Below are 22,935 nucleotides of genomic sequence, written 5' to 3'. Positions count from 1 at the left end.
GGCCGGCGTCACGCGTAGACGGCCCGGTGTGCGGTGGCCATCGCCCGTTGGTACAACCCACCGGTGAGCGCCCGGTCGCGGGCCAGGGCGGCGCGGGCGGCGTTCGCGCCGGGTGCCCCGTGCACCCCGCCGCCGGGGTGCGCCGACGCGCTGGCCAGGAAGAGCCGGTCCACCGGAGTGTCGGCGCGCCCGAGGCCGGGTACCGGCCGCAGGAACAACTGCTGGTAGGGGGCGGCGGTGCCGCCGCCCAGCGCGCCGCCGACCAGGCTCGGGTTGGCCTCCTCCAGCTCGGCCGGGCCGGCCACCTGCCGGCCCACCACCAGGCTGCGGAAACCGGGCGCGGCGGCCTCCAGCACCGCCTCCATCCGCTCGACATGGGCCATGATGTCGTCGGCCCGCCAGTCACGCCGAAACGGCAGATGGGTGTACGACCAGAGCGACTCGGTACCCGGCGGCGAGTGACTCGGATCGGCCACCGACATCTGCCCGACCAGCAGGAACGGATCGGGTGGCAGCTCGCCCAGGGCCAACCTGGCGGCGTACCCGGTCAGCCCGTTGAGGTCCGCCCTCAGGTGCACGGTGCCGGCGGTGGCCAGCTGACGGTTCGTCCAGGGCATCGGGGCGGACAGCGCCCAGTCCACCTTCAGCGTGGACCCGTCCCAGCGGAAGTGTTCCAGATCGGCCACCAGTCGCGTCGGCAGCACGGCGGGACCGACCAGATCCAGGTACAACGCGGGTGCGGGCACGTCGGCGAGCACCGCGCGGCGGGCCCGCCAGTTGGTGCCACCGACCGTGCGTACGCCCACCGCCCGGCCCCGGGCGGTCAGCACACGCTCCACCCGAGCGCCGTAGAGGATCCGGCCGCCCCGCTCGGTCAACCGGGCCACCAACGCGTCGGTGATCTTCTGCGCACCGCCCTCCGGGACCGGCCAGCCGACCTGCTGCCCGAGCATGGCGAGCAGCCAGCCGTAGACACCGGAGCCGGCCTCCTCGGTGGACAGATCGGTGTGCAGGGCGCACCCGGCCAGCAGCGCCGTCCCGCCAGCACCGGCGAACAGTTCCGCGCCGAGCCGACTCACCGGCAACACCAGCCGCCGGGCCAACCGCAGTGAGCCGCCGACGCGCAGCCGGCGCAGCAGGCCCAGGCCACCACGTACCGGCGGGAACGGAGTGGTGATCAACTCCAGCATCGGGTCGGCGACCTGCTGCCACTGCTCGTACGCGGTCAGCCAGCGCTCACCGTCGCCGGGGGCGAAGGTCTCCAGCGACGCCGCCGTGACGGTGGGGTCGCGGTTGAGCACCGCGGCCCGGTCGTCGGGGAACAGGTGGGCCAGCACGTCGGGGGCGTGCCGCCAGGTGAGCCCGTACCGGGTCAGGTCGAGCCCGCGCAGCACCGGCGAGGCGAAGCCGAGCGGGTAGAACGAGCTGAAGAGGTCGCTGAGGTACCCGGGCGCGGTCACCTCCGCCGAACGCACCGCCCCGCCGGGTACGCCGGTCGCCTCCAGCACCAGCACGTCCCAACCCGCGTCGGCCAGCAGGTTCGCGGCGACCAGGCCGTTGTGTCCGGCACCGACGACGACGGCGTCGGCCCGTTCGGCACCGAGGGAACCTGGCGAGCTCATCCGAGGACGCTACCCCGAGTCGTACCGACGAAACGTTTGCCGAGGCCGGGCCCGGGCATGCAGCGCGCCATGTACACGGTCACGCAACTCATCGGTGGGGTCTGGGGTGCCGGCGGGGAGGCCGGCGAGTTGGTGGTGCACGACCCCGCAGACGGCCGGCCGGTGACCAAGGCACCGATCGCCACGGCCGACGAGGTCGACAAGGCGGTGGCGGCGGCACGCGGCACCGCGTCGGAGTGGGCCGCGACGGCCCCGGCGGAGCGGGCCGCGACACTGCACCGGATCGCCGACGCGGTCACCGAGGCCGCCGACGATCTCGCGCAGGCGACGACCGCGGAGATGGGCAAGCCTCTCGCGGACGCGCGGGGCGGCGTCGAGGCGGGCATCGCGACCCTGCGGCAGTACGCCGAACTCGCGCCGGCCCGGGGCGGGCGCACCCTGCACGGCGATCCCGCCGCGCTCGACTTCATGACGCCGCAGCCGCGCGGCGTGGTGGCCGCCATCACGCCGTGGAACGACCCGGTCGCCGTCGCCTGCGGGCTGCTCGGCGCCGCCCTGGTCACCGGGAACGTGGTGCTGCACAAACCCAGCGAGCGCACCCCGGCGACCGGATGGCTGCTGGCTCGCGCATTCGACAGCGCCCTGCCGGCGGGGGTGCTGTCGCTGCTCAGCGGCGACTCGACGACCGGTGCGGCGCTCGCCGCCGCCGAGGTGGACATGGTGGCGCACGTCGGTTCCAGCGCCACCGGGCGGGCGATCGCCACGGCCGCGGCCGGTAGCGGCGCCAAGGTGCTGCTGGAGAACGGTGGCAGCGACCCGTTGATCGTCGACGCCGACGTCGACCCGGTCTGGGCCGCCGGCCAGGCCGCACTGGGTGCCTTCGCCAACGCGGGTCAGATCTGCGTCGCGGTGGAGCGGATCTACGCCCACCGCGACGTCGCCGAGGACTTCGTGGACGCGCTGGTCGAACACGCCGCCGCGCTGCGCGTCGGCCCGGGGCGGGATCCGGACACCCAGCTCGGCCCGCTGGTCGACCGGCGTCATCGCGATCAGGTCCACGGGCAGGTGGTCGCGGCGGTGGCCGACGGTGCCCGGCTGCGCATCGGCGGGACCGTGCCGGAGGGGCCGGGCGCCTTCTATCCGGCGACGGTGGTCGACGGTTGCCGGCACGACCTGGTGTTGATCCGGGAGGAGACGTTCGGCCCGGTCGCCGCCGTGGTGGTGGTCGACTCGTTCTCCGAGGCGCTGCGGTGTGCGGCCGACTCACCGTACGGCTTGGCGGCGACGGTGCTGACCGGGTCGATGAGTCACGCCCAGCGGGCCTGGCGGGAACTGCCGGTGGGTACCGTCAAGGTGAACGCGGTCTTCGGTGGCGCGCCGGCCGGTGCCGCGCACCCGCGTCGGAGCAGTGGCCAGGGTTTCGGCTACGGGCCGGAACTGCTCGACGAGTTCACCGCCACCAAGGCGGTGCACATCCAGGCACCCGGCGGCGGCCACTGGTGAACCCGGAGCCGACAGGGGCCGGGCGAGCCGCCGGGCAGGGGCCCGGACCGATGGCGTCGGGCCCCTGCCGCAGGGCGGCCGTGCTCAGCGAGAGCGGGCCTTGCGGGTTGCCCGGTCATTGGCCTTCTGGATGGCGTTGACCAGTTCCGACTTGGTCATGGTCGACCGTCCTGGCACGTCCAGCTCGCGGGCCACCCGGATGAGGTGCTCCTTGGGTGCGTTCGCGTCCACCCCACCGGCGGTGGGTGCCCGCCGGGCCGGGCCGCCTCCGGCGGCCTGCCGGTCGCTGGGCCCTTTGCGGCCCTTCGGCTCCCAGTGGTCACCGACCTTCTCGAATTGATGTTTGACAGCGGCGAACGCGGCACGGTGCGCCCGTTCGCCCTCGCCGTAGGTCTCGACCGCGGAATCGTGTGTCTTCTCCCAGGTGCGCTGGGCCTTCTCCGGAGAGCGCCGCAGCGTGCTGGGCAGTACCTCGCGCCCGGGCATCTCGAACCTCCTCCGTGTGCGAGCGATTCGAATTCGCGTACCCCCGCCAGGCGGCGGCAAACACGGTCCGCGTTTGCCGCCGGACGGGGCCGGGTACCGGCCGGGCCATCGACGGGCCGTACGCGCCCGCCGTGCCCTGGGAGCGGTGATGACGACCACGAACCCCGACGCCCCGTCGGCCGACCTGCCGGTGCCCCGGCTACCGGGGATCCGCCAGTTGCACTGGCGGACCTGGCGCGGCGTGCTGGTCCGGGCCGGGCGCAACTACCTGCGGGACAACTGCACGGACTGGGCCGCCGCCCTCACCTACTACGGGGTGCTGGCGCTGTTCCCCTCCACCGTCGTGGTGGTGGCCCTGGTGGGTCTGGTCTCCGACGGGGAGCGCACCGTCGACACGGTGCTCGATCTGGCCCGCGACGTGGGTGCCGGCTCGGTGGTGGCGAACGAGAGCTTCGTCGGTGTGGTCCGCGAGGTGGTGAGCCAGAACAGCTCCGCCGGGGTGCTGCTCAGCTTCGGTCTGCTCGGCGCGCTCTGGTCGGCGTCGAACTTCATCGCCTCGTTCACCCGGGCCTCGAACGCGATCTACGGGGTGGTCGAGGGGCGGCCGGTGTGGCAGCTGCGGCCGACGCAGATCGGGCTGGCCGCCCTGTCGCTGGTGCTGCTCGCCACCGTGGCCGCCGGTCTGATCGTCAGCGGCCCGGTCGCCGACGCGGTCGGTGACCTGGTGGGGGCCGGTGGCGCCGCCCGCACCGCGTGGGCCGTGGCCAAGTGGCCGGCACTGGCGTTGATCGCGATGTTGCTGTTGTCCCTGCTGTTCTGGGCCGCGCCGAACGTGCGCCAGCCACGGTTCCGTTGGCTCACCCCCGGCGGGATGGTGGCCCTGGTCGCCTGGGCGCTCGGCTCCTTCGGCTTCGGGCTGTACGTGGCGAACTTCGGCTCGTACAACACGACGTACGGCAGCCTGGGCGCGGTGATCGCGTTCCTGGTCTGGCTCTACCTGTCCAATTCCGCGCTGATGCTCGGTGTCCAGATCAACGCCGAACTGCAGCGGGGACGGGTGCTCCAGTCCGGCCGGGAAGACGCCGAGGAACCGGTCCTGCCGCCCCGGTCACCGGCCGGTTCGTGACCGCTTGCCGGGTTTACCGGCTGTCCCGTCGGGTAGCGCAGAAGGCATGGATCGCGGCAGCAGCAAGCACTCACCGAGGGTCGACGAGCAGATGAGCCAGGAGGTCAGCGGCCTGGTGCAGGGGCCGGGGACGGGCGGCTCGCGGGTCGACGAGTTCCGCGTCCCGGAGCCTGCGGGAGAGGACCAGCCGGAGCCCACCACGGCGCCGGCCGGCGACCTGCGCAGCGGCTCGCCCCAGGGCATGACCTCCGAGGACGTCGAGGCGCGTAGCCGGCTGGGGCGGTTCATCACGATGAGCGCCCTGCCCGGCGACCGGGCGGCACTGCTCGCCAACGCGCGGGAGAACGAAGCCCCCGACGACATTGTGGCCGCCTTGCAGCGCCTACCCGAGGACACCCGGTACCAGACGGTGTCCGAGGTGTGGGCGGCGCTTGGCCACACCAACGAGACGACGCGCTGGTAGGTGGACCGGACCGGTCCGCAGACCGGGTGCAGGAAAGGATCGCTGATGAGTGGCGTAACGGAGCATGTCGACGTGGCCGTCCCGGTGCGGACGGCGTACGACCAGTGGACGCAGTTCGAGGAGTTTCCGCATTTCATGGAGGGTGTGGAGGAGGTTCGCCAGCTCTCCGACACGATGACCCACTGGACCGTGGAGATCGCCGGGGTCAAGCGGGAGTTCGACGCCGAGATCACCGAGCAGCTGCCCGACGAGCGGGTGGCGTGGCAGTCGACCGACGGCACCCGACACGCCGGGGTGGTCACCTTCCACCGGTTGGACGAGCACAACAGCCGGGTCACCCTGCAGCTGGAGTTCGAGCCGCAGGGGGTCGTGGAGAAGGCCGGTGACAAGCTCGGTGTGGTCGACCGCCGGGCAAAGGGCGACCTGGAACGCTTCAAGACGTTCATCGAGCGGCGCGGTCAGGAGACCGGCGCCTGGCGCGGGCAGGTCGACCGCCCGCAGCCCTGATCCGCGACAAGCTCCTCGACGGCCGCCGGGCTCGCCCGGCGGCCGTCGCCGCGCAACACGGAAATCGGGAAGGTGGGCCGACGAAAGGACCGGCCGCCCGGATCTCCGTCGGGTCGGGACGCATCGTTTGCGACGACCGGGCCGGGGTACCGCGAAGGCATGACCGAGGACAGCGCGTGGCGCAACGAGGAACGGCTCCCGCTGGAGGAACTGGACCGGGCCATCGCCCGGTCCACGCTCGACGGGCAGGCGGACGACGTGACCGGTAACGACGCCGGGGAGGAAGCCGCCTTCGGGCACGGCCCCGCGGCGGCCGATCGGGGCGGCGAGGTGCCCGGCACGGGCCGCGAGCCCACCGACCCCGACCGCGCCTACCGCCCCTCCACCACCGGACGCACCGGGCCCGACACGCTCTGACATCATCACCGATCACCCTCCGGGTTCGTGGTGGCGCTCCGCCACCGACCCGGAGCACCGTCAGAGCAGCTCAGCGACGGTTCGGGAAAACCTTGCGCCGAGGCCACCGACAGGCTCAGCCGAACGGCGATAAATTCGGACAGCTCCGGCAGAATCGGCCGTTCGGCTGACGGCAATGGCCGCGTCGCGCGTAAGACTTTCGGAATGCATCAGGGCTCCGGCTTCCTCTCCACGCGTCAGCGCCGCCTGGCATGGCTCGGCTTCCTTCTCGCCGCTGTGCAGGCACCCGTTTCCGCCAGGCTGGTCGATGACAGCTCATGGCTGTTCAGCCTCTGCGTCGCGCTGATGGTGGCGACCGTGATCATCGCCGACGACGCCGCACGTCGTCGCCCGGCGAACGCGCGTTCCTCCGAGTAGGGCCGCTCGACCTCCTCGGCCGAGCCGAGGCGTCACGCTTCGCCAGCAGGGCGCGCCTCGTGGCCTGGACGCCCGGGCGTCCGGCGGCGCTCCTTCATCTCCGCCTCGTAGAGGTGCCGCCGGCCACCGACCAACTGCTCGCGCGCCGACCGGTCCACGTCACGGAACAACGCGTGGTAGCCATCGTCGAAATCCTCGACGATCTGGAACGTCCACCGGCCGGCGATGACGTTGCGGCCGATCAGCTCGTCGGCGACGCGGTCGGCGATCTCGGAGTGTCCGGCGTCGCGGAACATCCGGACCGCGTCGTCGAGCATCAGGTCCGCGTGTCCGATGAGCTGGTGCAGCGAGTAGAGGTGCCCACGCGCGCGTTCCACGCACTCCAGGGCCTCGCTGAGCTTGCCGAGGGCGGCCACCGTGTCGTCGCTCACACCGGCGGGGCGCCGGTGCCGCTCGTCGGGTCCGTCGACGGTGTCCATCCGTACCTCCTGGTGCTGGCCGTGTCGCGGCGTCGGGTTTCCGCGGTCCGCCGCGCCCGACTCGGTCCCCTCGGCCACCGGGCGGGCACCGCCGGGGGAGGCCGTGACCGTCCGAGCGGCCGAGGTCACGGCGCTGCGGGTTGGCTAGATTTCTTCCCCATGCGCGTGTCGTCGAACCAGGGCACCTCCCCCACGGCTGTCGACTGGGCCCGGTCCAGTCTGGTCACCCTCGCCAACGCCGTGGGCCTCGACGGACTCGCCGCCGCCACCGTCCGGCCGGGGTTGCTCGCCGCCGTGGACCAGCACGCCGCCGCGGTGCGCGACAGCCTGCACGGCGACCGGCGGCCGTTGACCGCCGCGGCCCTCGCCGGCTACGCCGACGGAATGTGCGCTGCTGCCGAGGAGTACGGCTGGCGGCCGGCCGACGCCCCGATCGACTGGGTGGAGGCGGACTGGGTCATGCTGCGCCTGCTCGCGATCTGCGCGCTGACCGCCGCGCTGGACACGCCCTCCCCACAGCCGCCACCGCTGTGAGAGCGACGGGTGTCCACCATGCGGCGGACACCCGTCTCCGAGCGATTGACAACGCGACCGACCGTCACGGACGGAACTGCTGGGTCTCGTCACCCGCGTTGCCGGACTGGTAGGTACCCCGTCCCCCGGCCATCGAGGACTCCTGTCCCTGGGAGACCGGGTGGACCGCACCGCCGCGATCGGCCATCTGCCGCTGCATGTCGCCGCGGCCGGCTTCGGCACCCTGCCGCTGCTCGCGGATTGCCCGCGACTCCTCGGCCGCTCGGGTGAGCCAGCCTTCCCAGCGTTGCTGCATCGGCCGCACCAGACCACCACCGACGCCGACGATCAAGATGCCGGCCACCGTGGCGAGCACCGCGATCAGCACGGGCTGGGTGACGGTGGTGGCGATGCCCACCTGGTTGAGCGCCGCGATGACCCCCAGCGCGATGATGAAGATCGCCGTCACATCGGCCAGGAAGCGGCCGTAGGACAGCCCGCCGAGTGCCCCGGTGACGAGATCCCGCACCGCGTTGGCGATCGCGGCGGCCACCACCACGATGACGATCGCCACGAACGCCCGTGGCAGCCATGCCACGACGCCCGCGATCAGATCGCTGATCGCGTTGGGTCCCCAGACGCCGAAGGCGAACTGAAGGGTGAACAGCAGCACCGCGTAGTACGCGAGCCTCGCCAGGATGTCACTGGCGTCGTACCGCGTGCGCTCCAGGGCACGCTTGATACCGCCCCGTTCGACCGCTCGGTCGAACCCCACCCGTTCCAGGACCGTGTCCACGATCTTGAGCACGGCTCTGGCGATGAGCCATCCGACCACGAGGATCGCGATGAACGCGATGGCCCGGGGCACGAACAGCAGCACCGACCTCCACATGTCGGCCGCGGCGTCACCGATGTTGACCTGCCTGGCCGCGAGGGTTTCCGGCATGACGTCCCTCCTGTCGCATGGTTTGCCCGCCGCGCTTACCCCGTCACCCGGCCAGCACGCCGCTGCGATCACCCCCTTTTTCTGGACAGGTCGCATCGGAGCGGTCCTGACCTGCCCTGATGTCCCGGCCCGACATGCCCAGGCGATGATCGGAAACGTCCGGTCGAGCGGGCGGACTAGGCTGCCTTCATGCCAGGAACGGTCGGGCGAGTACCCACGCCAGCAGGCCCTCTGCCGGGCACGGCGGTGCCGGGCGCGGAGACCGTCGCCAGCCACCCCCGGTGGGGTGCCACAGCGCTCGGCCCGTACGAGTCGTGGGATCCCGCCGTGCGGGCGGCCACCGAGGTGGTCCTCGCCTCTCCGGCCCCGATGGCCCTGCACCTCGGCGCGGAGCTGCTGCTGCTCTACAACGAGGCGTACGCCGCACTGATCGGCGATCGACATCCGGACGCCGTGGGGCGGCCCGCCGCAGAGGTTTTCGCCGAGGTCTGGCAGCGCCCGGGGGTCGGCGACGTCATCGAGCGCGCCTATCGGACCGGTGCCCCCCTGCTGGACAAGGAGATTCCGCTCCCGCTGCACCGGGCCGCCACCGCACTCGAACAGCCCGTCTACACCCGGGCCTGCTCCCCCGTACGCGACAGCCGTGGCCGGGTCGTCGGCGTCCTGGCCGTGGTGAACGAGACCAGCCCGGCCACCCGCCAGCTGCAGGGCCTCAGCGATTTCGCCGCGGTGCTCTCCGGCACCCTCACCCTGGACGACGTGGCACGGGTCGCCCTGCGCTACGCGATCACCTCGTTCGACGCCGACCGGGTCTCCTTCGTGATGGACGACGGCGGTGGTGGCAGCGGGTGGCGGATGGTCCGGCGGGTCCGGGGCGAGTTGGTGGACGAGGCGGACGAGCGGCTGCCCCCGCTGTGGCGGCGCGGTTCGACCGACTGGTCCGCGCCATCGGTGGTGAGCGCCCGCAGCGGGCAGGCCAACTTCATCGACGACGGCGAGCCGTTGCACGAGATCGCGGTCGACCGCCACGACCAGAAGATCCGGGCCCTGGCAGCGGTACCACTGCGGGCCACGGTGGTCCGGGGCGGACTGACCGTCGGCTACCGCTCCCCGCATCCGTGGTCCGCCGCCGATCGGGCGCTGTTGGCGGCCTCGGCGGAGCTGATCGGGCAGGCTGCCGAGCGGGCCCGCCGCTTCGAGACCCAGCACGGCACCGCCCAACTGCTGCAACGCAGCATGCTGCCGGAGAACCTGCCGGTCCTGCCCCGCCTGCGGATCGCCGCGCGGTACGACCCGGGGGTGGACGGCAACGCCGCGGGCGGCGACTTCTACGACGCGTTCTTACTACCCACCGGCAGGTTGGGTGTGGTCCTCGGTGACGTGGCCGGTCACGACGTGCAGGCCGCCGCCCGGATGGGCCAGGTGCGCGCCGCGCTGCGGGCGCTGGCGCTCAACGATCCCCGCCCCGACCGAGTGCTCACCGGGCTCGACCGCCTGGTGGGCAGCCTCGGCGCCGAGGCCGGCACGTACGAGTTGTTCGTCACCGTGGCGTTCGGCGTCATCGACGTCGAGCGCGAGGAACTGACCCTGGCCAGCGCCGGGCATCCGGCGCCGCTGGTGCGTCGTTGTTCACCGGCGGGTGAGCCGAGGGCCGAGTTCGTCGACGTGCCCTCCGGTGCCCCGTTGGGGGTCGGCTACCGCGCCGCGACGCGTACCGTCGCGTTCTCCCCGGGCGACACGCTGCTGCTGTTCAGCGACGGTGTGGTGGAACGACGCCGGCGTGGGCTGTCCGACGGCCTGGCCCGCCTGGCGGAGTCGGTGGCCGGGGCGCCCAGTGGCGATCCGAGGTCGTTGTGCGCGGTGGCCTCCGCGGCCGTACCCGGCGCGACCGAGGACGACGTGGCGGTGCTCGCCGTCGAGTACGCGGTCCGTCCGAGCCGGTCAGCACGGATGGAGGTGCCAGCCGAGCCAACCGCGCCGGGCCGGGTGCGGCACTGGATGACCGCTCAGCTCACCGAGTGGGGCGTCGCCGAATCGGTGATCGGCGCGGCGGTGCTGTGCACCAGCGAGCTGACCACCAACGCGTTGCTGCACGCGGGCACGGACGCCCGGGTGGAGGTCGACCTGAGCCCCGAGCGCCTGCTCGTGTCGGTGGCCGACTCGGGCTCCCGGGGCACGGTCACCCGGGCCCGTACGGAGACCCTGAGCAGCCGGGGACGCGGGTTGGGTCTGATCGAGGAGCTGAGCGACGCCTGGGGCACCGACCCCACCGTCCGGGGCTCGACGGTCTGGTTCGAGATCCTGCTCCCCCCGACGTAACTCGACGCTGCCCTCGGGCGACGACGGTGGCGCGGCGGACAGCGCCGGCCGACGCGACGGTAGGGCCGCCGGGTCAGGTCAGCCGGCGGGCCAGGGCCCGGCCGAGGTCACGGCCGGAGCGCCAGGCGGTCTGCACCCGAGGTTCGCCGAACGCGTCCCCGGCCAGCCCGATGCCGTCGTCGTCGAGGTGGAAGCCGGTGTCCGGACCACCGTGGTCGGCCGGTTTGGCGTACGTCCACCGGTGGACATGCACGTGCTCCGCCCGGTCGGCCAGGGCGAGCAGGTCGCGTACCGCCGCCTCGATCTCCGGCCCGGCCGCGGTGGGTTGAGCCAGGTGCCCGGTCGCGAACGTGTCGGTGGTGTGGGCGACCAGGACCGCAGCGCCGTCGCCACGCCGGTCGCCGTCGTCGCAGACCAGACTGAGCAGGGAATGGTCGTTGACGAACGCGCCCCGGAAGTCGGTCCACCGCCGGCTCGGAAACCGCAGCACCGCCGCCAGTGTCGGCGACCACCGCTGCCGGCTTACCGCCTCGGTGGCCGCGACGAGTTCCGGGTCGAGCAGCAGCGCGGCCTGCGGCCCGGGCATCGCCAACACCACCGCCGCGCAGTCCTCGCCGTCCACCGTCGGCCCCGGTCCGACACCGAGCACCAGCCGGTTCACCACTACCGGCAGGTCCCGGGCGAGATGTTCCACCAACGAACGCAATCCACGCGGTGCCGCCCACCGCATCGGCCCGCGGACCTCGCGGCGGCCCCCACCGTCGTACGCGACGAAGGTGTCGGTCCACTCGTGCGCCAGGCCGGCGGCCTGCCAGCCGCGGACCACCTCGGCGAATTCGGGGTCGCTCACCGTCAGGTAGGCCGCGCCGAGGTCGGCGGGGCGGCCGTCGAAGCGTCGGCTGGCCATCCGTCCGCCGGCCACCCGTCCCCGTTCCCGGATCTGCACCGGAACACCGGCTTCCCGCAGCTCCCGGGCGCACGCCACGCCGGCGATGCCGGCACCGATCACCACCACGCCGGAGCGGTAACCACGCATCCCATGATCGTAGGGGCCGACCGCCGTGGGCTGGCGTCGCGGCCCCGCAGTCGTCGGATAGTTCCGGAAGGTCTTCACAAGCCGGCAATCGGCCCGTACCTTGTCGGACATGTGGGAGCGCTTCCACGCACTTTCTTCGATGGGTACGAGGAGCAGACCATGAGAACCCGAAGCACGTTCGCTCTGGTCGGCGCCGTGGCGACGGCACTGACCGTGGCCGGTAGCGTCGGCGTGGGCGCGCTGCGCCCCGCGCCCGCCGCGGCAGCCGACTCCGCCTTCTACGTCGACCCGCAGACCAGCGCCGCCCGCTGGGTGGCGGCCAACCCGAACGACTCCAAGACCGCCGTGATCCGGGACCGGATCGCCAGCGTCCCCCAGCCACGGTGGTACACCACCACCAACACCTCGACCGTACGCGCCGAGGTGGACTCCTTCGTCGGCGCGGCAGCCGCCGCCGGCAAGATCCCGATTCTGGTGGTCTACAACATCCCCAACCGGGACTGCAGCAACCACAGCGCGGGTGGCGCGCCCAACCACTCGGCCTACCGGCAGTGGGTGGACCAGGTCGCCGCGGGCCTCGGTGGCCGCCCGGCCAGCATCATCCTGGAGCCCGACGTGCTCCCGATCATGACCAGCTGCATGAACGAGAGCCAGCAGGCCGAGGTGCGGGCCTCGATGGCGTACGCCGGCAAGGCGCTCAAGCGGGGCTCGTCGGCGGCGAAGGTCTACTACGACATCGGCCACGGCGGCTGGCTCTCCGCCGGAGAGGCCGCGGCCCGGCTGAACGCGGCCGACATCGCCAACAGCGCCGACGGCATCTCGGTGAACGTGTCGAACTACCGGCGCACCGCCGACGAGGTCTCCTACGCCAAGCAGATCATCGCGGCCACCGGCAACTCCCGACTCAAGGCGGTCATCGACACCAGCCGCAACGGCAACGGTCCGGCCGGCTCCGAGTGGTGCGACCCGCCGGGGCGGGCGATCGGCACCCCGAGCACCACGAACACGGGTGACTCCGCCATCGACGCGTTCCTCTGGGTGAAGCTGCCGGGCGAGGCGGACGGTTGCATCGCGGCCGCGGGTCAGTTCGTCCCGCAGCGCGCGTACGACCTGGCCATCGCGGCCGGTCCGGTGCCGACCACGGCGCCGCCGACCACCGCCCCGCCGACCACCGCCCCGCCGACCACCGCTCCGCCGACCACCGCTCCGCCGACGACCGCTCCGCCGACCTCCAACCCGCCCGGCGGCGGCTGCTCGGTGACGTTCACTCCGAACACGTGGACCGGTGGTTTCACCGCCGAGATCCGGGTGACCAACCGAGGCGCGGCGCTGAACAGCTGGAACCTCACGTTCACGGTCGCCTCCGGGGTACAGCTGAGCAACGGCTGGAACGGTGACTGGAGCCAGTCCGGCAACCAGATCACGGTGCGCAACGCGGCCTGGAACGGCAATCTGCCCAGCGGCGGCACGCTCAGCGTCGGTTTCCAGGGCACCTACAGCGGCAGCAGCCTGTCCGCGCCGAGCGGTTACAGCCTGAACGGCACCGCCTGCTCCTGATCGACAGATCCGACTGGGCCCCCGACACCGCCCGTAGCGGCAGCGTCGGGGGCCCGTCCCTGTCCGCTCGGCGCTGGTTCGTCGGGGGCGCTGGACGCGGTCGACGCCAGGGCCGCCAGCCCGACCCACCGGGGGTGTTACCGCCGCGCCGACGCGGGAAGGCGACCGGTGACGAAGGAGGAGACCAATGACCACACAGTCGAACCCCTCGGCCTGGCAGCCGGGTATGACCGGCGGCGGCACCCTCCCGTCGGGCCCCGGCGGCCGTCCCACCGCGCCCAGCGGCGACGGTAACGGACCACCGATCGGGCCACCGACCGTGACGATCGGCGCGTTTCCGGACTATCCGGCCGCCCAGCGGGTGGTGGACCACCTCGCCGACAACCGGTTCCCGGTCGAACGCACCGCCATCATCGGCACCGACCTGACCCTGGTGGAGACCGTGCTGGGCCGGATGACCACCGTCCGCGCCGCACTGATCGGGGCCGGTACGGGGGCCTGGTTCGGACTGCTCATCGGCCTGCTGTTCGGCATCTTCACCGTCGGGAACTGGGTGGCGGTGATCCTCGCGGGTCTGGTCATCGGCGCGATCTGGGGTGCCGTCTTCGGAGCCATCGCGCACACGATGACGGGCGGGCAGCGGGACTTCACCTCCGCCAGTTCACTGCGGGCCAACCAGTACGCGGTCACCGTGGAGGCCGACGTGGCCGACCAGGCCCGTCAACTGCTGGCCCGGCTGAACCTGGGTGGGCGCGCGCCGCAGGCGACGGCCTGACGCCGTCGACACCGCGACCGGGCGGCCCGGATGGGGCCGCCCGGTGTAGGTGGGTGCGCGCGCCCTCGAAGGCCAAGGGCCACCCGCCCTCGATTCAGTCGGTGGCGAGGCGGGCGTGCAGGTGCTCGTCGTAGCGGCGGCCGTCGCCGTAGCGGTGCGACTGCCGCAGGGTGCCCTCGGCTCGGAAGCCGGCACGCTCGGCGACCCGACAGGACGCGGCGTTGGCCACCGCGTGACAGAGTTCGATCCGCTCCAGTCCGCGGTCGGCGAAGGCCCACTCGGTGAGCCGCACGACCGCCGCCGTGGCGACTCCTCGGCCACGCGCGGCAGCCACGGTCCAGTAACCGATCGAGGCGTCGCCGGCGTGAATACGGTGCAGCGAGACCGAGCCGAGCAGGACTTCCGGGTCGGTCGGATCGGCCGCCGCCAACGACACGTGGCCACCACTCGACCAGTCGGCGCGCCACCGTAGCCAGCGCAGCGCGGCATCGAGGTCGAGCGGGTCGCCCTGCGGATTCCACTGGGCGATGGCCGGATCACGCCAGGCCTCCAGCACGGCGGGTGCGTCCGCCTCCCGCCAGGGACGCAGCAGCAGGCCAGGAGCGCTCAGTTCCACGGCGGCAGAGTCTCACACCACCCGCACCGGGCGCCCACCGGGCCCGCCCGGGTGACCCCTCCCCGCCACTCTTTCAAAGCTTCAACACTCCACCTCAGATTCCTCCGGAACATCGGGTTGACCAGCGCACGACATTGTTGTTCAAATTTTAAGTAGGTGCTACTGTGGCGGCGTGACCGAGAGCATGGACCGCGACCGCCCAGCCGCCTGGCGGACCTACATCGAGGCCAGCCAGCGGTTGTTCACCCGGCTGGAGGACGACCTGCGCGCTGCCAGCGGGCTCAGCTTCGCCGACTACCACGTGCTGGTGCTGCTCTCCGAAGTTCCCGGGCACCGGCTGCGGATGGGCGAGCTGGCCGACCGCCTGGTCTTCTCACCCAGCCGGCTGACCTATCAGATCTCCACCATGCAGCGGCGTGGCCTGGTCGCCCGGCAGCCCTGTCCCCAGGACAGGCGGGGCAGCGAGGCGGTCCTGACCGCCGCCGGGCTGCTGGCGCTGCGGGAGGCCGCACCGCACCACCTGCATTCCGTGCGTACCCATCTCATGGACGATCTCGACGACGCCGAGGTCGCCTGCCTGACCAGGATCTTCACCCGGCTCGGCCGACGGCTGCGAGAGGCCGACGGCGGCGACGCCACCCTCGCCACCATGCCCGGCGACGACTGAAGGAGCCCCGATGCCCGCCATCACCGTCGACAACGTCCTCGTCCTGCCCCGGCTACCCCGGCTCGACGAGTCCACCACGTTCCGGCCGGTTCGCCGGCTCACCACCGCGCCCAGCGGCTTCGAGGGCGAGGGCTTCCCGGTGCGCAAGGCCTTCGCCGGGGTGCCGATGAGCGAGTTGGACCCGTTCATCATGCTCGACCAGATGGGCGAGGTGGACTATGCCCCCGGCGAGCCGAAGGGCACCTCCTGGCACCCCCACCGCGGCTTCGAGACCGTCACCTACATCATCGACGGGATCTTCGACCACCAGGACAGTCACGGCGGTGGTGGCACGATCACCAACGGCGACACCCAGTGGATGACCGCCGGCAGTGGTCTCCTGCACATCGAGGCCCCGCCGGAGCACCTGGTGGTCAGCGGTGGGTTGTTCCACGGCACCCAGCTGTGGGTCAACCTGCCCCGGGCCGCCAAGATGAGCTCACCGAAGTACCAGGACATCCGGGGCAACCAGGCGGCCCTGCTGACCACCCCGGACGGCGGCGCGCTGATCCGGGTGATCGCCGGTGAGATAGCCGGCCACCAGGGGCCCGGCTCCACGTACACCCCGATCACCGTCAGCCACGTGACGGTGGAGCCCGGGGCACAGGTCGACCTGCCCTGGCGGCCCGACTTCAACGCGCTGGTGTACGTGCTCGGCGGTCGAGGCACCGTCGGCGCGAACGGGCGGGGCGTACGGACCGGGCAGTTGGCCGTGCACGGGCCAGGTGACGCGTTGCGGTTCAGGGCCAACGCCCGCCAGGACAGCCGCACCCCGACGCTGGATCTGTACATCATGGGCGGTCTGCCGATCCGGGAGCCGGTGGCGCACTACGGGCCGTTCGTGATGAACACCCGCGACGAGCTGATCCAGGCGTTCGACGACTTCCAGGCCGGACGACTCGGCGTGATCCCGGCAGCGCGGCTGCCGCACACCGACGGCCAGGGCGAGCGTCCCTGACCACCGAGGAAAGCGGGGCGGCTCCGGTTTCCGGGGCCGCCCGCCCGGCTCAGGAGACGGCGAAGATGCCGGCCAGGCCGAGCAGGACCATCACCAGTACGGTCAACAGCGCCCCCCGCTCGCCCTCCACCGCCTGCTCGCGGTGTTCGGTCGCGGAGTTCGTCGGCTCGCCGGACATGCTGCGGCTCCTCCCTGCTCGGGGTGAGGGTCAGTCACCGGAACGCGCCAACCCGGTGTCTGACTTACCCGAACGGGCCGGTGGAAACCTCGCCGCGCGGATCTGATCGGTGCTACGGCCTCGACGGCAGACCGCTGCGCGACCAGCGGTCCGGCGCCGGCCAGCCCGGTTCCAGTTCGCCGAGTACCGTCAGCCCACCGGGGTACGCGAACGAGGAACGCGGCGAGTAGTAGCCCCAGGCGATGGTGAGCGGATTTTCCGGGCGCAGCGCGTACACCGGGTGATCCGGATCGAGGAACTCCACCGATTCGATCTCGAACGCGGTGGATGGTTCGGCGATCACCGGATAGATGCTGCTGACCAGTTGACCGTGCAGCTCGGTCAGGTAACGGTGGTGGCCGTTGTGCATGGCGTGCCCGGTGTCACCGACCCGCACCTGGGCCCGGATCACCGGCAGACCCTCGATGGCGGTCTCGGTGACGATCGTGTCGCCCTGCTCGGTGATGCTGGTGCAGCCCGGCAGGGCCGGGGCGCCTCGGGCCACGGCGTAGCCGCGTACCCGCTCGCTGGAGCTGACGTAGTGGGTCCACCAACCCCCCGGGGTCACCCCGTCCGGGGCATCCATGCCGACCAGCGTGACCCCGATGTAGGTCAGGGAGTAGGAGCCGAAGCCGGAGGTCTGGCTCTCGTCGTCCACCACGTACTGGTTCATGAAGACCTCCCGGTCCGGGTGGGGCCGCAGCCCCGCAGGGACCAGCGCCGCCACCGCGTCCGGGTCTGCCGGCAGCCAGCTGAAGTACAGCGTGCGGCAGTTCACGACGAGGTGTGGAACGGCAGGATCGAGCACGGCACCTCCGGATCAGGATGTACCCCGCGACGCTAAGCCCGGTCCCGTCCACGGGACAACGACGGATTGGTGACACTCGTGCTGCCACAAGCCGTCGGCATCGTCCGTTCGACGCCTGCGTGCCATCGTGCGACCCGGCGGCGAGCGACGTTCGGGCATCCCCGAGTGGCCCGATCGGCCGTCAGGACGCCGGTTCCATGAGGATTCACCGAGCCCGGCCGCGCTGCCGTGTACCGATTTATGGCTTTTCGGAAGATAAATAACTTAAGTACATCGTCCGTTCGGCTAGATTTCCTGGAGACGATCGGGCTAAGGTGTCTCCCGAACGTACTAACAGAACCAACCAAAGCGTCACGTCTATATCCGCGGACGAGGTGCAGGGAGGACCACCATGACCGCGCCAACGATCACCGAGCCGGCAACCACCCAGGCGACCCCGGCCGCCAAGCTCGACCCACGGGCGCTCACCGACAGCGCCGCCGAGCTACTGAACGCCATGGCCGCGCTGCCGGCCGGGCACCCCTCCCGGGACGCGCTGCGCGAGCGGGCGATCGAGGCCTGGCTGCCACTGGCCAACCACCTCGCCCACCGCTACAGCGGTCGCGGCGAGCCCACCGACGATCTCGCACAGACCGCTGCTGTCGGGCTCATCAAGGCCATCGACAAGTTCGACCCCTCCCGCGGGGTCGACTTCGCCGGCTACGCGATCCCCACCATCATCGGTGAGCTGAAGCGGCACTTCCGCGACCGGACGTGGGACATCCGCGTACCCCGCCGGTTGCAGGAGCTGCGGCTGGCGATCTCCGACGCCAACAGCACCCTGCTGCAGACCCTGGGCCGTTCCCCGACGGTCGCCGACATCGCCGCCCACCTGAAGCTCACCGAGGAAGAGGTGCTGGAAGGCCTGGAGGGCGCCCGCGCGTACAACGCGGTGTCGCTGTCCACCCCGACCGGCGACGGTGACCGCGCGACCGAGCTGGGCGACATGCTCGGCGGCGAGGACAGCGAGTTCGAGCTGGCCGAGCTGCGGGTCGCGCTGGGCCCGGCGCTGGCCACGCTTGACGAGCGTGAGCAGAAGATCCTGACGCTGCGGTTCTACGGCAACCTGACGCAGTCGCAGATCGCGGAGCAGATCGGCGTCTCGCAGATGCATGTGTCCCGGCTGCTGGCCCGGGCCCTGACGAAGCTGCGGGGGCAGCTCGACGGTACGTACTAGCAGGGGGTGGCGCTGGGGGCCGGGTCCGTCGGACCCGGCCCCCAGTGTCTGGTTACCGCCTCAGCCGCCAACGGGCTCCCGCCACATCGGCCAGAACGGCGTACCGTCGGGCAGCCGGAACGGCTCGGCGACCCGGTAGCCGTGCCGCGCGTACAGGTCCCGGCTGACATCGCTGCTCGCCTCCAGGTACGCCGGCATGCCGTTGGCGTCCAGCCAGGCATGATGGTGGCGCAGCAGCGCCGTGCCGACACCCTGGCCCTGGCGGTCCGGACGCACGGCCAGCAGCGCCAGGTGGTGATGATCGGCGTGCGGATGGTTGGCCTCGAACAACTCGTCCAGCCGCACGAAGTTCGGGGTCCACTCCCCGCAGGCCGCGGCCAACCGAGCGTCGTAGTTCTCCGGCGGCGGCAGCGGTTCGCCGACCGACGGCAGCCAGACCGCCACCCCGGCCCGATCGTCGGTGCCGAAGACCAGACCATGCCGCAGCGCGTGGCGCACGATGATCTCGAAGTTCCCGGCCAGCACCGGCTCCCGCTTGGACTCGTCGGGCACCAGCCACCGGGTCGCGTCCAGCACCAGGAACGATTCGGCGATCCGCTCGGCGACCCAGCGGGCGTCGTCCGTGCCGAGCCGGCCGATCTCCGACCGGGTCATCGCCGCACCCCCACCGTCGGCGTCGGATCGGTGACCGGCGAGGGAGCCACGACGGCCGCCGCGCTCTCCGCGCCCAGCCCGATCCGGGCGTACGTGTCAGGGCGCCGGCGCCGCAGCGACAGGCCCCACAATCCACCCAGCACCGCCGCCACCGGGTACGCCGCGGGTATCGCCCAGCGCAGCGGCGAGTCCGGCTCGACGCCGAGCAGGTTGGCGAAGTTCTGCACCGCCAGGACGATGATCGCGACCAGCGCGATCACCGCGATGCTGGGGGCGATCAACCGTCGCCACAGCGTCTCCCGCTCACCACTGCGGGCGAAGTACGCGATGATCGCGACCGCAGTGGTGGCGATCATCAGCAGCACACCGAACCCACCGCTGGTGCCCAGCCAGAAGAACAACTGGAGGACCGGGTCCCAGCCGTTCACCGCGTACAGGATGATCACCAGCAGGCCGAGCGCGCTCTGCGCCAGCGAGGCGGCCCGGGGCGCGCCGGTGGTCGGCGAGGTCCGCCCGAACACCGCGGGCAGCACCCGCTCCCGGCCCAACGCGAAGGTGTAGCGCGCGGTGGTGTTGTGGAACGAGATCATGGCGGCCAGCACCGAGGTCAGGAAGAGCGCCTGCCCGACGGCCAGGACCGTGTCACCCAGGTGTGCTCCGGCCAGGTTGAAGATGAGTTCAACGCTCTGCGCGCCCGCCTCTTCGACGATGCGGTCCGGCCCGACCGCCACCGTCATGCTCCACGAGGAGAGCGCATAGACCACCGCGATGATCACCACGGACAGGTAGGTGGCCATCGGCACCGTACGCTTCGGGTCCTTGCTCTCCTCGCTGAAGACCACCGCCGCCTCGAACCCGACGAAGCCGAGGATCGCCAGCACCAGCACCGCGCCGAGCCCGGACACGAAGAAGTTGTCCGGTGAGAAGGCGGCGAAGCTCACGCTGCCGCCGGCCGGGTTGCCCAGCTGGCCGAGGTCGAACACGACGATGATGGCGATCTCGGCGCAGAGCAGCGCCGCCAGCACCATGCCGTTGATGTCCACCCGGAGCAGGCCGAGCATCGCCACCAGCGCCCACGCCACCAGGGCCACGATCCACCACTGGGGCGCGATGCCGAACAGCCGGTCCAGCACGGGTGCGGCCGCCGCGCCGATGGTCCCGTAGAGCCCGACCTGAAGGGCGTTGTAGGCGATCAGGGCCACCCAGGCCGTGCCCACCCCGGCCGGGCGCCCCAACCCACGGGCCACGTATGCGTAGAAGGCACCGGCGTTGGCCATCCGGCGGGCCATCGCCACGTAGCCGACGGAGAACACCGCGAGGACCGCGGCCACCGCCAGGAAGGCCAGTGGAATGCCGAGCACTCCGATGACCCCGTAGCCGGTGGTGACCACGCCGGCGACCACGGTCAGCGGTGCCGCCGCGGAAAGGACGAAGAAGATCACTGAGGGGACACCGAGCCGGCCACGGGCCAGCGCCTCGGAGACGTTGCTCGGTCGTTCGGTTGTCGCTGTCGAGGACATGTACCGCTCCGGTCTGAGGGGAAGGGGTGTACCGGGTCAGGGGGCGCCGCGCAGCACCGCCGCGCCCACGGCAGCCTCGGTGTGCGCCACGAGTTCCTTCAGCGGGTCGGGCAGCGCCGGGATGATCAGGTTGAGCCGGTGATGTGCGCGCGGACCGGCGCTCCACAGCACCTCTCGGGTCAGTCCGGCGGCGGTGACCAACCCGAGCAGCAACGCGTCAGGCACGCTGGGCGGCTCGGCGCGCTCCAGCAGCGCCCGCAACCGGGTGGCCGGCCAGGCCACGACGTTGACGTCGATCGGCTGGTAGGTGACGGTGGTCCGCAGCAGCCGTCGGGTCTCCTGCCGTCGCAGCACGCCGGCCCGCGACAGCCGCTCCCCCACCGATGTCACCGAGGTCTGGGCGAGGAAGCTGAGCCAGGTCCGTACCGACTGGTGTTGTGCCTCGCCGACCAGTTGGTCCAACACGGTGTGCGCCAACGCGTCAGCCGGAGGCCGGCGGTCGATCACGGCGACCTGGCCGGCGGCGACCGTGATATGTCCATAGAGGACGAGCTCGCTGAGGAGCCCGCCGGCCAGCCCGAGGCCGGTCGCCGCCGGGTGCAGCTTCGCCTTGCCCCGATTGTCGTTGTGCGCGATCAGAAAGAACTCGTCGGCGGTGAGCACACGTCCTCCCGAGCCGGCCGTCCAAAGTGATCGCTAACCGGGCAAGGATGCACCGAGAGCAACTGCAACGCAACTCCCGTTTTGGCCAGTTGCACTCCGTGGCGGTGCGACCTGCGCCTTTTCCCGTGACAGACTCGGAGGGTGACCGCGAGCCCCACCGTCCGACGCCGCCGTATCGCCCGCGAACTGCGCCAGTTGCGGGAACGTTCCGGAATGACCCTGGATGTCGCCGCCCGGCAGCTGGACATGTCCAAAAGCAACCTGTCGCGCATCGAGAACGCCCAGATCGGCATCAAGCCACGTGACGTGCGAGCCGCCCTCGCGCTGTACCAGGTCACCGGCAACGATGCCGAGGCCCTCATCGAGATCGCCCGAGGTGCCCAGCAACGTGGCTGGTGGCAGCACTACAGCGATGTGCTCCCGGACTGGTTCGAGTTCTACGTCGGGCTGGAGGCCGAGGCGGCCACCCTGCGCACGTACGAGGCCGAGGCGGTGCCCGGCCTCCTGCAGACCGAGGCGTACGCCCGCGAGGTGTACCGGCTCACCGCCGGCGAGTCGGATCTGGACCGTAAGGTGGCTGCCCGGTTACGCCGGCAGGACGTGCTGCGCGGCAATGCTCCGGTGGAGCTGTCGGTGGTGCTCAACGAGGCGGTACTGCTACGCCCTGTCAGCGATCGTCGCGTCATGGCAGGCCAGATGGCCCACCTGGAAGCCGTCGCTGGACTACCGAACGTAACGATCCAGGTACTTCCCTTCGAGGCCGGTGGACATCCGGCGATGAACTCGCCGTACGTGATCCTCACCTTCGCCGACACGGCCGATGCGGCCGTCGTCTACCTGGAAAATCTCTCCATGGGCCTGGCACTGGAAGAGGCCACGCAGGTGCGCTCGTATAGCCTTGTGCACGAGAGGCTGTGCACTCTGGCACTCGATCCAGCGGCGTCCCTGATCCGCCTGAAGGAAGCTTCTCGCTACTTTACGTGACCGCTGCATGGCGGTCACTTTCGGTAACGATGAAGGGGATCGCGATGACCGCGCTCGACCTGTCCCGGGCGGAGTGGCGCACCAGCACGCGCAGCGTGGGCAACGGCAACTGCGTCGAGGTGGCCACCATGGACGGTGGGGTTGCGGTGCGGGACAGCAAGGACCGCCACGGCCCGGTGCTGACCTTTTCGCTGTCGGCTTGGCGCACCTTCGTCACCAGTGTCCACAGTCACTGACAGAGCAACCAGAGTCTTCGTCACCAATACCGACACCGTCACTGTTCGCTACCAGCACTCAGCACCCCCCGAGTGTCGCTGTCCGTAGCGCAGCCCCACCCCACCCATGTCCCCACTTCCCTCCTTTGCTCTGCTTCAACCCACGCACTCCCCCGCTGAGCTGCGCCGTCGTCAACGCATGATCGAAGCTC

26 protein-coding genes are annotated in these 22,935 nt (G+C 71.4%); 15 read left to right on the top strand and 11 right to left on the bottom strand.

Translation table 11 applies throughout. From position 1 onward, the window contains the following. Positions 1 to 8 precede the first annotated feature (8 nt). Entirely contained in the window at positions 9 to 1,622 is a 1,614-nt protein-coding gene (locus tag Vlu01_RS16120; protein WP_203999881.1) for a phytoene desaturase family protein, read from the bottom strand. Between the two features lie 69 nt (positions 1,623 to 1,691). Between Vlu01_RS16120 and Vlu01_RS16115 the strand changes: the two genes are divergently transcribed. Further along, on the top strand, positions 1,692 to 3,125 hold the full coding sequence (locus Vlu01_RS16115; RefSeq protein ID WP_203999878.1) for an aldehyde dehydrogenase family protein: 1,434 nt from the start codon (positions 1,692 to 1,694) through the stop codon (positions 3,123 to 3,125). Positions 3,126 to 3,209: 84 nt separating this feature from the next. Here Vlu01_RS16115 and Vlu01_RS16110 read toward each other — a convergent pair whose 3' ends face one another. Then, positions 3,210 to 3,611, bottom strand: a complete 402-nt coding sequence (locus Vlu01_RS16110; RefSeq protein ID WP_203999876.1) for a ChaB family protein — start codon at positions 3,609 to 3,611, stop codon at positions 3,210 to 3,212. Positions 3,612 to 3,759: 148 nt separating this feature from the next. Between Vlu01_RS16110 and Vlu01_RS16105 the strand changes: the two genes are divergently transcribed. The 5 genes from Vlu01_RS16105 (at position 3,760) to Vlu01_RS27595 (ending at position 6,541) form a co-directional block, all read left to right on the top strand. Further along, complete coding sequence (locus Vlu01_RS16105; RefSeq protein WP_203999874.1) at positions 3,760 to 4,737, top strand: YihY/virulence factor BrkB family protein; 978 nt, start codon at positions 3,760 to 3,762, stop codon at positions 4,735 to 4,737. Between the two features lie 46 nt (positions 4,738 to 4,783). After that, complete coding sequence (locus tag Vlu01_RS16100) at positions 4,784 to 5,200, top strand: DUF2795 domain-containing protein (RefSeq protein WP_203999872.1); 417 nt, start codon at positions 4,784 to 4,786, stop codon at positions 5,198 to 5,200. Positions 5,201 to 5,245: 45 nt separating this feature from the next. After that, a complete protein-coding gene (locus Vlu01_RS16095) occupies positions 5,246 to 5,707 on the top strand; it encodes an SRPBCC family protein (protein WP_203999870.1) in 462 nt (153 codons plus the stop codon). 159 nt (positions 5,708 to 5,866) lie between these two features. Continuing rightward, positions 5,867 to 6,124, top strand: a complete 258-nt coding sequence (locus Vlu01_RS16090; RefSeq protein WP_203999868.1) for a hypothetical protein — start codon at positions 5,867 to 5,869, stop codon at positions 6,122 to 6,124. A gap of 27 nt (positions 6,125 to 6,151) precedes the next feature. Then, the gene (locus Vlu01_RS27595; protein ID WP_239095927.1) at positions 6,152 to 6,541 is read left to right on the top strand and encodes a hypothetical protein; all 390 of its coding nucleotides are present in this window, start codon (positions 6,152 to 6,154) and stop codon (positions 6,539 to 6,541) included. 32 nt (positions 6,542 to 6,573) lie between these two features. On the opposite strand, the gene Vlu01_RS16080 is transcribed toward Vlu01_RS27595, so the two are convergent. After that, on the bottom strand, positions 6,574 to 7,020 hold the full coding sequence (locus Vlu01_RS16080) for a hypothetical protein (protein WP_203999866.1): 447 nt from the start codon (positions 7,018 to 7,020) through the stop codon (positions 6,574 to 6,576). Positions 7,021 to 7,179: 159 nt separating this feature from the next. Here Vlu01_RS16080 and Vlu01_RS16075 point away from each other — a divergent pair, with 159 nt between their 5' ends. Beyond that, a complete protein-coding gene (locus tag Vlu01_RS16075; RefSeq protein ID WP_203999863.1) occupies positions 7,180 to 7,554 on the top strand; it encodes a DUF6401 family natural product biosynthesis protein in 375 nt (124 codons plus the stop codon). Positions 7,555 to 7,618: 64 nt separating this feature from the next. On the opposite strand, the gene Vlu01_RS16070 is transcribed toward Vlu01_RS16075, so the two are convergent. Continuing rightward, a complete protein-coding gene (locus Vlu01_RS16070) occupies positions 7,619 to 8,479 on the bottom strand; it encodes a mechanosensitive ion channel family protein (RefSeq protein ID WP_203999861.1) in 861 nt (286 codons plus the stop codon). 189 nt (positions 8,480 to 8,668) lie between these two features. Here Vlu01_RS16070 and Vlu01_RS16065 point away from each other — a divergent pair, with 189 nt between their 5' ends. Next, positions 8,669 to 10,798, top strand: coding sequence for an ATP-binding SpoIIE family protein phosphatase (locus Vlu01_RS16065; protein ID WP_203999858.1), 2,130 nt, complete (start codon positions 8,669 to 8,671; stop codon positions 10,796 to 10,798). A gap of 73 nt (positions 10,799 to 10,871) precedes the next feature. On the opposite strand, the gene Vlu01_RS16060 is transcribed toward Vlu01_RS16065, so the two are convergent. Next, entirely contained in the window at positions 10,872 to 11,813 is a 942-nt protein-coding gene (locus Vlu01_RS16060) for an NAD(P)/FAD-dependent oxidoreductase (RefSeq protein ID WP_204000086.1), read from the bottom strand. A gap of 180 nt (positions 11,814 to 11,993) precedes the next feature. Here Vlu01_RS16060 and Vlu01_RS16055 point away from each other — a divergent pair, with 180 nt between their 5' ends. Both Vlu01_RS16055 and Vlu01_RS16050 read left to right on the top strand, forming a co-directional pair. Beyond that, positions 11,994 to 13,391 (top strand): glycoside hydrolase family 6 protein, encoded by a 1,398-nt coding sequence (locus Vlu01_RS16055; protein ID WP_203999855.1) that lies wholly within the window; start codon positions 11,994 to 11,996, stop codon positions 13,389 to 13,391. 304 nt (positions 13,392 to 13,695) lie between these two features. Further along, positions 13,696 to 14,166 carry a general stress protein gene (locus Vlu01_RS16050; protein ID WP_373307408.1) on the top strand — a complete coding sequence of 157 codons (471 nt, stop codon included), beginning with the start codon at positions 13,696 to 13,698 and terminating at the stop codon, positions 14,164 to 14,166. 94 nt (positions 14,167 to 14,260) lie between these two features. On the opposite strand, the gene Vlu01_RS16045 is transcribed toward Vlu01_RS16050, so the two are convergent. Beyond that, positions 14,261 to 14,782: a GNAT family N-acetyltransferase gene (locus Vlu01_RS16045; protein ID WP_203999849.1), complete on the bottom strand. Its 522-nt coding sequence runs from the start codon at positions 14,780 to 14,782 to the stop codon at positions 14,261 to 14,263. A gap of 184 nt (positions 14,783 to 14,966) precedes the next feature. On the opposite strand from Vlu01_RS16045, the gene Vlu01_RS16040 reads away from it, so the two are divergent. Both Vlu01_RS16040 and Vlu01_RS16035 read left to right on the top strand, forming a co-directional pair. Further along, on the top strand, positions 14,967 to 15,449 hold the full coding sequence (locus Vlu01_RS16040; RefSeq protein WP_373307407.1) for a MarR family winged helix-turn-helix transcriptional regulator: 483 nt from the start codon (positions 14,967 to 14,969) through the stop codon (positions 15,447 to 15,449). Between the two features lie 10 nt (positions 15,450 to 15,459). Further along, positions 15,460 to 16,446 carry a pirin family protein gene (locus tag Vlu01_RS16035; protein ID WP_203999843.1) on the top strand — a complete coding sequence of 329 codons (987 nt, stop codon included), beginning with the start codon at positions 15,460 to 15,462 and terminating at the stop codon, positions 16,444 to 16,446. Between the two features lie 49 nt (positions 16,447 to 16,495). Here the strand turns inward: Vlu01_RS16035 and Vlu01_RS27795 are convergent, their stop codons facing one another. Both Vlu01_RS27795 and Vlu01_RS16030 read right to left on the bottom strand, forming a co-directional pair. Further along, complete coding sequence (locus Vlu01_RS27795; protein ID WP_275409349.1) at positions 16,496 to 16,624, bottom strand: hypothetical protein; 129 nt, start codon at positions 16,622 to 16,624, stop codon at positions 16,496 to 16,498. A 112-nt stretch (positions 16,625 to 16,736) separates the two neighbouring features. Then, complete coding sequence (locus Vlu01_RS16030) at positions 16,737 to 17,471, bottom strand: acetoacetate decarboxylase family protein (protein ID WP_203999840.1); 735 nt, start codon at positions 17,469 to 17,471, stop codon at positions 16,737 to 16,739. A gap of 391 nt (positions 17,472 to 17,862) precedes the next feature. Here Vlu01_RS16030 and Vlu01_RS16025 point away from each other — a divergent pair, with 391 nt between their 5' ends. Next, a complete protein-coding gene (locus Vlu01_RS16025; RefSeq protein ID WP_203999838.1) occupies positions 17,863 to 18,687 on the top strand; it encodes a SigB/SigF/SigG family RNA polymerase sigma factor in 825 nt (274 codons plus the stop codon). A gap of 60 nt (positions 18,688 to 18,747) precedes the next feature. Here Vlu01_RS16025 and Vlu01_RS16020 read toward each other — a convergent pair whose 3' ends face one another. Genes Vlu01_RS16020 through Vlu01_RS16010 form a run of 3 tightly spaced genes read right to left on the bottom strand, consistent with a single transcriptional unit; the run spans position 18,748 to position 21,524 of the window. Beyond that, entirely contained in the window at positions 18,748 to 19,341 is a 594-nt protein-coding gene (locus Vlu01_RS16020) for a GNAT family N-acetyltransferase (protein ID WP_203999836.1), read from the bottom strand. Then, entirely contained in the window at positions 19,338 to 20,861 is a 1,524-nt protein-coding gene (locus Vlu01_RS16015) for an APC family permease (RefSeq protein WP_203999834.1), read from the bottom strand. The genes Vlu01_RS16020 and Vlu01_RS16015 overlap by 4 nt, the downstream gene beginning before the upstream one ends. Before the next feature lie 36 nt (positions 20,862 to 20,897). After that, positions 20,898 to 21,524, bottom strand: a complete 627-nt coding sequence (locus Vlu01_RS16010; RefSeq protein ID WP_203999832.1) for a GOLPH3/VPS74 family protein — start codon at positions 21,522 to 21,524, stop codon at positions 20,898 to 20,900. A 141-nt stretch (positions 21,525 to 21,665) separates the two neighbouring features. On the opposite strand from Vlu01_RS16010, the gene Vlu01_RS16005 reads away from it, so the two are divergent. Next, entirely contained in the window at positions 21,666 to 22,508 is an 843-nt protein-coding gene (locus Vlu01_RS16005; protein WP_203999830.1) for a helix-turn-helix domain-containing protein, read from the top strand. Positions 22,509 to 22,552: 44 nt separating this feature from the next. Then, on the top strand, positions 22,553 to 22,744 hold the full coding sequence (locus Vlu01_RS16000) for a DUF397 domain-containing protein (RefSeq protein WP_203999828.1): 192 nt from the start codon (positions 22,553 to 22,555) through the stop codon (positions 22,742 to 22,744). Positions 22,745 to 22,935 lie beyond the last annotated feature (191 nt).

It is taken from the genome of Micromonospora lutea (assembly GCF_016863535.1).
GTDB lineage: Bacteria > Actinomycetota > Actinomycetes > Mycobacteriales > Micromonosporaceae > Micromonospora > Micromonospora lutea.
The sequence above is the reverse complement of the archived record's forward strand: the minus strand, read 5'-3'. Positions and strand labels throughout refer to the sequence as shown.

Coding starts and splice junctions, on each gene's coding strand:
- Vlu01_RS16120 (WP_203999881.1), bottom strand. CDS start 1,622: ATGAGCTCGCCAGGTTCCCTCGGTGCCGAACGGGCCGACGCCGTCGTC.
- Vlu01_RS16115 (WP_203999878.1), top strand. CDS start 1,692: ATGTACACGGTCACGCAACTCATCGGTGGGGTCTGGGGTGCCGGCGGG.
- Vlu01_RS16110 (WP_203999876.1), bottom strand. CDS start 3,611: ATGCCCGGGCGCGAGGTACTGCCCAGCACGCTGCGGCGCTCTCCGGAG.
- Vlu01_RS16105 (WP_203999874.1), top strand. CDS start 3,760: ATGACGACCACGAACCCCGACGCCCCGTCGGCCGACCTGCCGGTGCCC.
- Vlu01_RS16100 (WP_203999872.1), top strand. CDS start 4,784: ATGGATCGCGGCAGCAGCAAGCACTCACCGAGGGTCGACGAGCAGATG.
- Vlu01_RS16095 (WP_203999870.1), top strand. CDS start 5,246: ATGAGTGGCGTAACGGAGCATGTCGACGTGGCCGTCCCGGTGCGGACG.
- Vlu01_RS16090 (WP_203999868.1), top strand. CDS start 5,867: ATGACCGAGGACAGCGCGTGGCGCAACGAGGAACGGCTCCCGCTGGAG.
- Vlu01_RS16080 (WP_203999866.1), bottom strand. CDS start 7,020: ATGGACACCGTCGACGGACCCGACGAGCGGCACCGGCGCCCCGCCGGT.
- Vlu01_RS16075 (WP_203999863.1), top strand. CDS start 7,180: ATGCGCGTGTCGTCGAACCAGGGCACCTCCCCCACGGCTGTCGACTGG.
- Vlu01_RS16070 (WP_203999861.1), bottom strand. CDS start 8,479: ATGCCGGAAACCCTCGCGGCCAGGCAGGTCAACATCGGTGACGCCGCG.
- Vlu01_RS16065 (WP_203999858.1), top strand. CDS start 8,669: ATGCCAGGAACGGTCGGGCGAGTACCCACGCCAGCAGGCCCTCTGCCG.
- Vlu01_RS16055 (WP_203999855.1), top strand. CDS start 11,994: ATGAGAACCCGAAGCACGTTCGCTCTGGTCGGCGCCGTGGCGACGGCA.
- Vlu01_RS16040 (WP_373307407.1), top strand. CDS start 14,967: ATGGACCGCGACCGCCCAGCCGCCTGGCGGACCTACATCGAGGCCAGC.
- Vlu01_RS16035 (WP_203999843.1), top strand. CDS start 15,460: ATGCCCGCCATCACCGTCGACAACGTCCTCGTCCTGCCCCGGCTACCC.
- Vlu01_RS27795 (WP_275409349.1), bottom strand. CDS start 16,624: ATGTCCGGCGAGCCGACGAACTCCGCGACCGAACACCGCGAGCAGGCG.
- Vlu01_RS16025 (WP_203999838.1), top strand. CDS start 17,863: ATGACCGCGCCAACGATCACCGAGCCGGCAACCACCCAGGCGACCCCG.
- Vlu01_RS16020 (WP_203999836.1), bottom strand. CDS start 19,341: ATGACCCGGTCGGAGATCGGCCGGCTCGGCACGGACGACGCCCGCTGG.
- Vlu01_RS16015 (WP_203999834.1), bottom strand. CDS start 20,861: ATGTCCTCGACAGCGACAACCGAACGACCGAGCAACGTCTCCGAGGCG.
- Vlu01_RS16000 (WP_203999828.1), top strand. CDS start 22,553: ATGACCGCGCTCGACCTGTCCCGGGCGGAGTGGCGCACCAGCACGCGC.